The 8614-nt window shown below is 47.4% G+C and carries 10 protein-coding genes and 1 pseudogene (1 of these 11 cut by a window edge); 2 read left to right on the forward strand and 9 right to left on the reverse strand.

Going from position 1 to position 8614, the window contains the following annotated elements:
• Nucleotides 1-53 precede the first annotated feature (53 nt).
• Complete coding sequence (locus tag W234_RS0105210; RefSeq protein WP_025645417.1) at nucleotides 54-1337, forward strand: LPS export ABC transporter permease LptF; 1284 nt, start codon at nucleotides 54-56, stop codon at nucleotides 1335-1337.
• On the forward strand, nucleotides 1337-2560 hold the full coding sequence (lptG, locus tag W234_RS0105215) for an LPS export ABC transporter permease LptG (RefSeq protein WP_025645420.1): 1224 nt from the start codon (nucleotides 1337-1339) through the stop codon (nucleotides 2558-2560). The genes W234_RS0105210 and lptG overlap by 1 nt, the downstream gene beginning before the upstream one ends.
• 110 nt (nucleotides 2561-2670) lie before the next feature.
• Here the strand turns inward: lptG and W234_RS0105220 are convergent, their stop codons facing one another.
• The 9 genes and pseudogenes from W234_RS0105220 to W234_RS13700 all read right to left on the reverse strand — a co-directional run.
• Nucleotides 2671-3279: a class I SAM-dependent methyltransferase gene (locus tag W234_RS0105220; protein WP_025645422.1), complete on the reverse strand. Its 609-nt coding sequence runs from the start codon at nucleotides 3277-3279 to the stop codon at nucleotides 2671-2673.
• Nucleotides 3280-3411: 132 nt separating this feature from the next.
• Entirely contained in the window at nucleotides 3412-3849 is a 438-nt protein-coding gene (locus W234_RS0105225; RefSeq protein ID WP_025645423.1) for an MgtC/SapB family protein, read from the reverse strand.
• Nucleotides 3850-4002: 153 nt separating this feature from the next.
• Complete coding sequence (locus W234_RS13695; RefSeq protein WP_025645425.1) at nucleotides 4003-4410, reverse strand: DUF3817 domain-containing protein; 408 nt, start codon at nucleotides 4408-4410, stop codon at nucleotides 4003-4005.
• 301 nt (nucleotides 4411-4711) lie between these two features.
• Nucleotides 4712-5650, reverse strand: a complete 939-nt coding sequence (xerD, locus tag W234_RS0105235) for a site-specific tyrosine recombinase XerD (RefSeq protein ID WP_025645427.1) — start codon at nucleotides 5648-5650, stop codon at nucleotides 4712-4714.
• A gap of 24 nt (nucleotides 5651-5674) precedes the next feature.
• Nucleotides 5675-6874: a methyltransferase gene (locus W234_RS0105240; protein WP_025645430.1), complete on the reverse strand. Its 1200-nt coding sequence runs from the start codon at nucleotides 6872-6874 to the stop codon at nucleotides 5675-5677.
• A gap of 125 nt (nucleotides 6875-6999) precedes the next feature.
• Nucleotides 7000-7326: a sulfurtransferase TusA gene (tusA, locus tag W234_RS0105245; protein ID WP_025645432.1), complete on the reverse strand. Its 327-nt coding sequence runs from the start codon at nucleotides 7324-7326 to the stop codon at nucleotides 7000-7002.
• An 84-nt stretch (nucleotides 7327-7410) separates the two neighbouring features.
• On the reverse strand, nucleotides 7411-7878 hold the full coding sequence (locus W234_RS0105250; RefSeq protein WP_025645434.1) for a hypothetical protein: 468 nt from the start codon (nucleotides 7876-7878) through the stop codon (nucleotides 7411-7413).
• Between the two features lie 39 nt (nucleotides 7879-7917).
• A complete protein-coding gene (ruvX, locus tag W234_RS0105255; protein ID WP_025645436.1) occupies nucleotides 7918-8466 on the reverse strand; it encodes a Holliday junction resolvase RuvX in 549 nt (182 codons plus the stop codon).
• 33 nt (nucleotides 8467-8499) lie between these two features.
• A pseudogene (locus tag W234_RS13700) lies at nucleotides 8500-8614 on the reverse strand (YqgE/AlgH family protein) (it continues 451 nt past the right edge of the window).

The raw sequence follows: 8614 nt of genomic DNA on the forward strand, positions 1-8614 counted from the left end.
TTGCAAATGCCAACCCTTATTTAAGAGTCCTAATTGTGATATTACGCCGCTACATGACCCGTCAAGTTGCCTCAACGACCGCTTTGGTATTGGGGTTTTTGGTGGTGATGATGCTCGGTGGCCGTCTGATACGTTATTTTGGGATTGCCGCTGAAGGCAACTTAGATATCAGCTTATTATTCACCATTATTGGCTATAATCTGCCTTACTTTTTAGAGCTTATTTTACCTTTGGCGTTTTTTATCGGTTTGATGCTCGTTTTTGGTAGGCTTTATGTGGATCAAGAAATGGCGGTGATTAATGCCAGCGGCGTCTCACGCGGGAAGTTAGCTCGGCTGATAACACCACTGATTTTGGCGTTGTTTGTGGGTGAGGCGGCTTTGTCTATAGTCGGTAAGCCTTGGGGAGTACGCTCCTCAGAGACGATTTGGCAGCAGCAAGCTTTGACTAGTGCTTTTGATTTAATCCGCCCGAAAGAGTTTATCAGTAGCGGTAATTATCATCTGTATGTGGGCAGTCTGAGCGACGATAAAACCCAGCTGCAAGATGTGGTGCTGATTCAAACACAGCCCAAAACACAATCGGCAAAACCTGCCAGTAATGGCGCTCAAAGTGTGTCAGCTCAGACAGCCCAAGAGTCCGAATTGGTTGAGCGCTTGCCTGTTGAGGATTTACCAAAAGAGCTGATTGATAGCGCCAATCGGGCTACGAGTAAAGACACGATTACCTTGGCTCGCCGCGCAGAACAAGTAGAGAGCAGTGCCGGCGGCGTTACTCAATTGGATCTGTTTCAGGGACGGCGTTATGAAGTCGGCGCTGGTAGCCTAAAATACAATCAGATCGGCTTTGATCGCTACCGTATTACTTTGACAGAGTCCGAAGAAGAGGTCGTCAGCGAAGACAATATCGAAACACAGGCGATCGTTCCCTTATGGCAAGCGGCAACAGGCAGTATGGCGGTCAGTACTAGCGAGGCTAGGCTCGCCGCCCAAGGCGAGCTTGGCTACCGCTTAGCACTGCCTTGGCTGATGATTATCGCGCCTATGCTTGCGGTACCGCTCGCGCAAGTACGTCCGCGTCAAGGACGCTGGCTACGATTATTTCCGGCCATCTTACTCTTTGTGAGTTGTGCGCTCGGTATCATCTCTTTAAAAAACGCTGTCGCTAAAGGCAATGTGAGCGTTTGGTCTTATGCTTGGTTGATAGTAGGGTTTATGGTGTTAGCACTTTATATGAATTGGGGCAGCCGTATCCAGCATCGACTGCGCTTTCGGTTGAGCGAAGATAAGCACGACGATTTAGGTTCTATAAATGACTCAAATACAGGAGCCTCATAATGCGCTCCTCACTGTTTGCCGCAAAAAATAAAGGCTTGTCATTGTCAAAGCCACCCAGTCGACTAAAAGTGCTCGGCCGTTACGTCAAGCTTAACGCTTTGCTAGCGATTATCGCCGCGGTACTTGGGCTATGGGGCTTACAGGTGTTATTTTCTTACTTGTCTGAGCTTGATTCGCTCAGCGATAGCTATACGATGGGCGAGGCGCTCAAATATATCTTTTATCGCTCGCCTTACTTTTTAGAGCAGTTCATTCCGACGGGCGCGCTGCTTGGCGCTGTGGTGGGTCTTGGACTATTGGCTAATAAGAGCGAGCTTGTGGTCATGCGCGCCTCAGGCGTCAGCGTCTATCGTATCGTGGGCTGGGTACTCCAGCCGGCTTTATTATTCGTCATCTTAGCGTTGTCTATTAACCAGTTTGTATTACCTACGAGCAATCAGCTGGCCGATGAGATTAATGATGACGATAGCAGCGCGCTGATTACCTCAGTGCGCGGCTACTGGACCATGCAGCCAAGTTTTAGTAGTTTAAACAGTGCAGACGATGAGACAACACTGCAAGCGAATGGCAGTGACATTCTCTACATCGATTATGCTGATGTCGAAGGCAATATCGGTGAGGTCAAGCGTTGGCATTTGGATAAGAATGGCAACCTACAAACTGCTATCCGTGCTGAGGGCGGCCAGTATACAGGGCGTCAACTAGTCGGGCGCACAAGCGATAACAAAGACGAGCAGTACCGCTATGACTGGCAGCTCAATAACATCACGAGGCTGACCATCAATCAAGGCTTTCAAAGCAGTCAACAGCTCGCTACTACAGATACCTTGAGTCTACCTTTTGCGCCTGAGTCGGTGTATCTGCTGACCCGCGATGCCGAAGATTTGTCCTTGACCCAGCTATACGCACATCGTCAGTTTATGCAGCAGCAGGGTAAGCGGTCATTGACTCACGAGCTGGCGTTTTGGCAAAAACTGCTATCTCCGCTGTCGATATTATCGCTGGTGATCGTCGCGTGCTCCTTTGTCTTTGGCTCACTGCGCACTCATAGCTTAGGCCTACGTATTGTTGTTGCTTTACTATTCGGGCTACTGTTTAGCTATATTCAAGACTTAGTTGGATTTGTGTCGTTAGCCACGGGCTTTTCGCCATTTTTAATGGTGCTACTGCCAGTTATTGCTAGTGCGGCGCTTGGAGGCTATTTACTAAAGCGGCAAATGTAGCTGGCCCATGTAGCCGGCGAAATGAACCACTCAAAGCAAAAATCCCGCTAAAACGAATCAGTATTAGCGGGATTTTGCTGAGTGCGGTTTATTTCTATTAAGCGTAAAAACTATTCTTTCACCGCCATAGTAATGGTATAAGTCTTGCCTTGCTTGACCTTATCGCTATTACCGAACACCTCGGTAAATGAGCGCTTCATAAACTGACGTAGGCCATTGATCGTCACCACATAAAAACGCCCGCCCTGACGCATCCGTGCATAAGCATCGAGGAAGTACAGATAATGCTGCTCTTTACCGACCTTGGCCGGTAAGTTTGACATGACGAGGCTAAAGTCTTTGTCCGCCGCCACTTGGTTAAAGCCGTTTGATAAATGCACATCGACATTGCTAAGAGCGTTTTTTTCGCAGTTACGCCGCGCATACTCCACCGCCATAAAATCCTTGTCAATCAGCGTATGCTGACCATTCGGGCACTCGCGCGCCGCAGTCATGCCAAGCACGCCGTAGCCACAGCCTAGATCTATCGAGTCATCATCAGCCTGAAAATCGACGTGATCGAGTAGCATCAAGCTACCATCATCGAGCTTTTGCGGCGAAAATATACCCCAAGTCGTCACAAAATCAAAAGGCTTACCTAGTACGTCATCCGTAAAATGTATATCTTCGCGCCAGTGTTTGGCTTTTTCTAATAACTCTGCAGGGGGCTGATGACTCATAACATTCTCGTATAGGATTATAAAAAGGGTAGTGCGATATCAGCATCTTACTCACGATAAAGTACGCACGGTATGACGAGTATTGTAACGGCAACCGCGATAAATTTCAGCGCCGATTGCGCAGCGCGTGCATTATTTTTGATGATCACTGGACTTGAACGGCTCAGAGAACTGCAATATCAAAAAGCTCACCACCGACAAAATAATCGCAATCTCATAACGACTATACGCAACTGAGATACCGATAGCGCCTGTGTTCCATAGTCCTGCTGCCGTCGCTGTTCCTTTGACACTGCCGCTACTCTTAAAAATAGCGCCACCACCGATAAAACCCATACCTGTAATAATGCCATACATGATACGCGCCTCGGCATCGCCTTCTGAATAGATGTCGCGGCCGACAAGCATAAAGGCACAAGAGGCGACAGTGACTAAGGGAAAGGTGCGCAGGCCCGCGCCGCTGTCTTTCATCTCCCGATTCAGCGCAATCGGTAAGGATAAGATAAAATCAATCCCTAATTGAAAGAAATGATACTTCATCAAATCCATATCAATATCGAAGCCAAACATAACTCACTCCCTGTCCTTAAATACCACATTCTCTAAATTTATTATAATCTCTAAATTCATTATAAAGAGTGTAGCGATAACGGTGTCTGTTTTCAGTTAGGAAGCGTTAAACGAGAGAGGTATGTATGGCATAAGTATGAGGAGCTTATCCTGCTATCCGCTTGTATCTGCCTTGCCACTGGCGTGCGGACTATCGTGTCTAGCGCTGTTCCTGTTACCTCGAGACCATCCCAACCTTTTCTTTAAAACATGATCAAACACAAAAGGCCCAAAAGGTAAAAACGAGCCGAGCACCCCAGCAGGTAGTGCCCAAAGCGGCATTTTAATTTTGCTCGCCGCAAACAGCAGCATCAAGATATAAGCGATAAATAATACGCCATGCGCCATGCCAATATATTTCACTGCCTCAGGAATGCCAAGCATATATTTTAGCGGCATGGCGATGCCTAGTAATAACAAAAAAGACGTGCCTTCTAAATAACCTAAAATAGTTAGGTTCTTAAGTAGAGAGTTTTGCGACTTTGTTAGCACAGGCAGGGTAGAGGATTGCGCGTATGACATTATTTGTTCCAGTTAGGATAATGAAGAATGGGTTTGTTTTATCTCAGGCAGGTTGTATTCGAATAATGGATAAGTCTTTGTAGGCTGGGCTTTTAGCCCAGCGAATACGTGAGTTAAGCTAATACACTAAAATTATTTTTCTATATAAAAGTAAACTAGCGAGTAGGGTAGGCAACAGCGTAACCCACCAAGTTTAGAATACAGTTATAAGAAAGGTGGGTTACGTCTTAACCGCATTCTCTTCGAGAATTTGTTAAGTCTAACCCACCCTACACCAAGCTTTTACCCTCTCTTCAATACCCTAGCCGCGCGGATGGTGCTCCGCATGCAACTTCTGCAATCTTGCTGTCGCCACATGAGTATAAATCTGCGTCGTCGATAAATCACTATGGCCTAATAACAATTGTACGCTACGCAGATCCGCGCCATGATTGAGCAAATGAGTAGCGAAGGCGTGGCGTAGCGTATGCGGGGAGAGCTCTTTATCAATGCTAGCGACTTTGGCGTACTTCTTGAGCAAGTACCAAAAATTCTGCCTAGTCATATAGCCGCCTTGCGCCGTCAAAAACACCGCTTGGCAGTTACCTGATTTTAGATGAGCGACCAGCTCGCCGCGACCATGACTCAAATAATCTTCCAGCGCGTCCGCTGCATATTCGCCTAGCGGTACGAGACGGGTCTTATTGCCTTTACCGGTGATTTGTAGCCAGCCGGCGTTGAGATTGACTTGTTCAAGCGCGAGATTAATCAGTTCACTAACGCGTAGACCACACGCATAGAGCACCTCTAGCATGGCTTTGTCGCGTAGACCGAGTGCGGTGCTAGTATCAGGCGCGGCAAGCAGGTTATCGACGTCCGCTTCCGCTAAATCTTTAGGCAGCGGTCGTCCCAGCTTAGGACTTTTGATTCGCTCGCAAGGGTTGTCTTCGCGTAGGTTACTGGCGATCATCCACAAGTAGAATTGGCGCAGACTTGAGAGCATTCGCGCTTGCGTGCGCGGCGTTTTACCCTCGGCTGCGAGCTGTGATAAGCAGTGCAGCACCTCATCGCTTTGCCACTGGGTCAGTGCTTTGTGATGCGTCAGCTCACAGCTTCGCAAGTCGCGGACATAAGCGTTACGCGTACGAGTCGCTAAGCCGCGTGCGAGCATCGCTTGACGAAACTCCGTCAGGTAAGCTGGCTCGTCATCGACGGCAAGGGCTTTGGGCTGACGTTGTTGTACAGCGCGATCACGGCTCATAGAAGGGTACTCGATAATAAAATACTAAACACTTTGCAAACACCATAGCGAAGTAATTTCACTACTACGCGCTGTGTATAAAGGGTCAGACTTATCCTGACTACGACCGTGCTTGGGCTGAGTATCGAGACGATATTTCACTGCTAAGCCAGCATCTGCAATCCACCCCAATAATTCATCACGACTACGTAGCTGTAAGTGCTCCGCTAAATCAGACAGAATGAGCCAAATCTCGCCATGCTGAGCTAAGTGCGATTTTGCGCCCTGCAAAAACCCTTTTAACATTGCGCTGTTAGCATCGTAGACCGAATACTCTAGTGGTGAGGTCGGTTTAGCTGGTAGCCAAGGCGGATTGCAGACAATTAGATTGGCGAGTGGCGCGTCGGTTGGGAATAGATCAGCTTGCTGCAACTGTATATGAGCTAGCCCTTGGCGCTCGAAGTTATCTTGAGCACAGGTTAGCGCGCGTGGGTTTACATCCGTCGCTATGATCTGTTTGATACCGCGCTTTGCTAAGATAATAGCCAGCAAGCCTGTGCCGGTACCTATATCATAAGCGACATCGAAAGCTTTGGGCAAAGGCGCATCGAGCAATAGCGGCACGTACTCATGACGAGTTGGCGCAAAGACCCCGTAGTGCGGGTAAATGGATAAGCCGAGCGCTTTGATCACTACGCCTTTTTCGCGCCAGCCAGCTGCTCCTAATGCGCCTTGCAAGTCGCGAAATGACAGCACACATGACTGATTCTCTTTATCCAATGGGCCAAAAGCGGCTAAGCAAGCATGGCTCATATCAGGCGCACGGCGTAACGAGCTGACATAATCAGCATTTAGCTCTAATAGTAAGCGACTTAAGATACGCGAGCGCTGGGCGGTCATTTGACGCTGCTGGTGAAAGAGATTTGGTAGGGTTTGGGAGTCTGATTCAGTTGAGTTTTTGGCTTTATTAGCAGCTTTTCTTGACTTGCGTTTGGCAGAATTATTTTCAGTACGCTCAATGCGCCGAGTGATGGCCTGCAATAGTTGCCGCGCATTATGAAAGTCGCCGCGATAGAGCATAGACGTACCAGCGCAGGCTAATCGATAAGCCTCATCGGCAGTGGTTCTGTCATCGACGATGACTATTCGCCTAGGTGTAGGATGATCGCTAGCCGACAGCCAACGAGCCAGGTGTGAGGTGTCGTTCTCGTGCCACTCTACATATTTTTTTTCGGTTAGTAACACATGATGTACCTTTTACTAATGAATGATGTTTTTAGGCGGCTTTAGTTAAACGACCTCAGTTTTGCGCGTTTGATAATACTTATGATGGGGCTTTTAATAGTGCTTATGACTCCCGCTTATCTTAACTAAGCGCTTTTTTTCTTGACCAAGTAGCGATATAGAGTGGCGCTGGTTGGCGCATCCTTATCGCTATCGATAGTAATTTCATCAGGATCCACTTCTAAGTTTATGTCTTCGGCTAAGGTTTCTTGACTCAAAAACTCATGACCCAAGTGCCGACAAAAGTTAGGAATATCGCGCGTTGTTGCCGGGTCGGTTGCGAGTATTTCGATGACATCACCGCTATCGGCTTTGCGTATGGTGCGGTGCAGCATCATGACCGGCTCAGGGCATATCAGCCCTTGAGTGTCGAGATGATGATTGATTGGCGTAGGCGTAATAGGAGTCGTCATAGTGGTTTTTTAGTCATAAAAAGGTTAAAGATAATTTAAGCTATCTAATTTATAAAAAGTATTGCGACATTTTTGAAGTCAAAATTAGCTTTGTTCAAGCGTTTCGGTTTCTTCTTCAGCTTGTAAAAAGTCAAAGAAGCGCTTAAAGCTGACTTTGAATAAAAACGCCACTCCAAGCCAAGAAGCCAATCCTAACCAAGCGGTATCGGCGAATAATAAACCACCGAGTAATATAACCGTCGAAACCCCAATAGTCATAATTACCATTGACGATTGACTGAGGCGATAGCGGTAGATAATAAACGCATCATACAAAGTGATAGGAATGGTCAAAGCTATCAATATAAACGGTAAATTGTAAAACAAGCGATACAGCAACTGATTGTCATGAAAGACTTTAATACTAGCAATAGTGCCAAAGACCACAAAAGCGACCAGCGCCGCGTAAATCATATAAATGGCGATTTTATTGGCTTGCTGTGCGCCTTTGATACGGGCGATAGCTAGCGGCGGTATGCCATAAGTGTTGGCTTGCTTGGGCTCAATGCTCATAAGATCAATTGCTTATCTATTAAGGTAAAAAGGCGTGTATTAATCGGGCTTGATACTATCGATAGCTATTGCGCTGCTAGGATCGGCAAAATAAGTCGAGAGCAAAATACAAGCTGAGATGTCATCGATAGCGTCGCGCTCGTGGTCGATCCAGCCATTATCCCACGCTATAGCGCGTGCTTCTACTGACGTTAAGCGCTCATCGCACAGACTCACCACGACCGACATGTGCTGCTCCATCAGTCTATGTGCCAAGCGGCGAGCGAACTTATGCGCGCGGCGAGAGAGCATCGAGCGACTGCCATCCATATTCAGCGGTAGACCGACGATGACTTGAGTGACACCCCAAGTCTTAATGATGCCTATCAAATTATCCCAGTCCGGCTGACCGTTATTCATGGCCAAGATATCAAAGGCGCGCGCGGTTTGGGTGATACTATTACCCAGTGCCATGCCCATCTTTTTTACGCCGTAATCTAAGCTTAAAATAAGATGCTCTTTTGGTTGCACGTCTAAGGCTGCCAGCGAGTTGCTGCTGTCAGCGTTTGCAGCCTCTACAGCCAGAGGTTTATGTTCATTAATTGTCATACTATCTACCCTAATAAGAGCGTTTTTAACTGATCACGCATGACCGATATCACTACTTAGATAATCAAAGTTTACCCCAAGCTTATCAGCCGCCAGCTGCCAACGCGCATCAAAAGGCGCATCAAACAAAATATTAAGATCGGCGGGG

Source organism: Psychrobacter sp. TB15, from assembly GCF_000511655.1.
In the GTDB taxonomy this organism is placed as follows: Bacteria; Pseudomonadota; Gammaproteobacteria; order Pseudomonadales; family Moraxellaceae; genus Psychrobacter; species Psychrobacter submarinus.

Coding starts and splice junctions, on each gene's coding strand:
- W234_RS0105210 (WP_025645417.1), top strand. CDS start 54: ATGACCCGTCAAGTTGCCTCAACGACCGCTTTGGTATTGGGGTTTTTG.
- lptG (WP_025645420.1), top strand. CDS start 1,337: ATGCGCTCCTCACTGTTTGCCGCAAAAAATAAAGGCTTGTCATTGTCA.
- W234_RS0105220 (WP_025645422.1), bottom strand. CDS start 3,279: ATGAGTCATCAGCCCCCTGCAGAGTTATTAGAAAAAGCCAAACACTGG.
- W234_RS0105225 (WP_025645423.1), bottom strand. CDS start 3,849: ATGTTTGGCTTCGATATTGATATGGATTTGATGAAGTATCATTTCTTT.
- W234_RS13695 (WP_025645425.1), bottom strand. CDS start 4,410: ATGTCATACGCGCAATCCTCTACCCTGCCTGTGCTAACAAAGTCGCAA.
- xerD (WP_025645427.1), bottom strand. CDS start 5,650: ATGAGCCGTGATCGCGCTGTACAACAACGTCAGCCCAAAGCCCTTGCC.
- tusA (WP_025645432.1), bottom strand. CDS start 7,326: ATGACGACTCCTATTACGCCTACGCCAATCAATCATCATCTCGACACT.
- W234_RS0105250 (WP_025645434.1), bottom strand. CDS start 7,878: ATGAGCATTGAGCCCAAGCAAGCCAACACTTATGGCATACCGCCGCTA.
- ruvX (WP_025645436.1), bottom strand. CDS start 8,466: ATGACAATTAATGAACATAAACCTCTGGCTGTAGAGGCTGCAAACGCT.